Genomic DNA, 1,167 nt, shown 5'->3' with positions numbered 1-1,167 from the left:
CTGCCGCCTATGACGCGCGGCACCGATCCCGGGTTCTGGCCAATCTGCAGCGTCGTGCGCGATCGCTTGGCTATGCTCTTGCACCGGCACCAGAGGCGGCGGATGTTTCTTAGGAAGGCGGCTCAGTTCTTCGCGGCTCAAAAGCCATGAAGTTTCAATTCATTGCCAATTACCGTGGCAATCTGCCGCGCAGCGGTCTGTGCCGCCTGATGGGGGTGACGGACCGCGGGTTCCGGGCCTGGAAGCAGCGGCCGCGGTCGCAGCGCCAACGGCGTGACATGGTGATCCTGGCCCATATCCGAGAACAGCATCGCCGCAGCCTGGGCAGCTATGGCAGGCCATGCATGACCGAAGAACTCAACGAATTGGGTCTGACTATCGGCCAGCGGCGCGTTGGCCGTCTGATGCGCCAGAACGGCATCCAGGTCGTTCGCAGCCGCAAGTTCAAGCGCACCACCGACAGCGATCACGCCTTCAACATCGCGCCGAACCTCCTGAGAGCCAGAACTTCACCGCGAGCCGGCCGAACCAGAAATGGGCGGGCGACATCACCTATGTCTGGACGCGCGAGGGCTGGGTCTACTTGGCCGTCATCATCGATCTGTTCTCACGGCGCATGGTCGGCGGGGCGATCAGCAGCCGAATGAAGCAGGATCTGGCGCAGGGCGCTGAACATGGCAATCGCGTTGCGTCGCCCGCCACCGGGTTGCATCCATCACACCGATCGCGGCTCGCAATACTGTGCCCATCACTATCAGAAGCTACTGCGCCAGCACGGTTTCAAGGTTTCGATGAGCGGCAAGGGCAATTGCTGTGATAATTCGGCGGTCGAGAGCGTCTTCAAGTCGCTGAAGGCCGAACTGGTCCGGCGGCGCAACTGGCAAACCCGGCGCGAGGTCGAAATGGCGCTCTTCGAATACATCAACGGATTCTACAACCCGCAGAAAACACTCGGCCCCCGGCTGGAAATAACCCGTGGCCTTCGAACAGAGGGCCGCCTAACATGAGCACCTGACCGGAACGAAACCGGGACAGGTCTAGTTGCGCTTGCCGCCCGGCAGGGGCGCTGCGGCCAGCGGCGGATCCCGGCCCTGCTCGGGCATGCCGGCCGGACGGGGAACGTGACGCGCGGCGAGGGGGCGAGGCCTGCGTCGCCGGCGGCGGGAG

Annotated in this window: 1 pseudogene; it reads left to right on the top strand. The window is 63.8% G+C overall.

Annotated features, from left to right (window positions below):
• Window positions 1-125 precede the first annotated feature (125 nt).
• Window positions 126-972, top strand: a pseudogene (locus H5395_RS18325) (IS3 family transposase); the annotation flags it as partial.
• Window positions 973-1,167: the final 195 nt, after the last annotated feature.

Source organism: Paracoccus sp. MC1854 (genome assembly GCF_014164635.1).
Lineage (GTDB): Bacteria > Pseudomonadota > Alphaproteobacteria > Rhodobacterales > Rhodobacteraceae > Paracoccus.
This window is presented reverse-complemented; position numbering and strand designations above follow the sequence as displayed.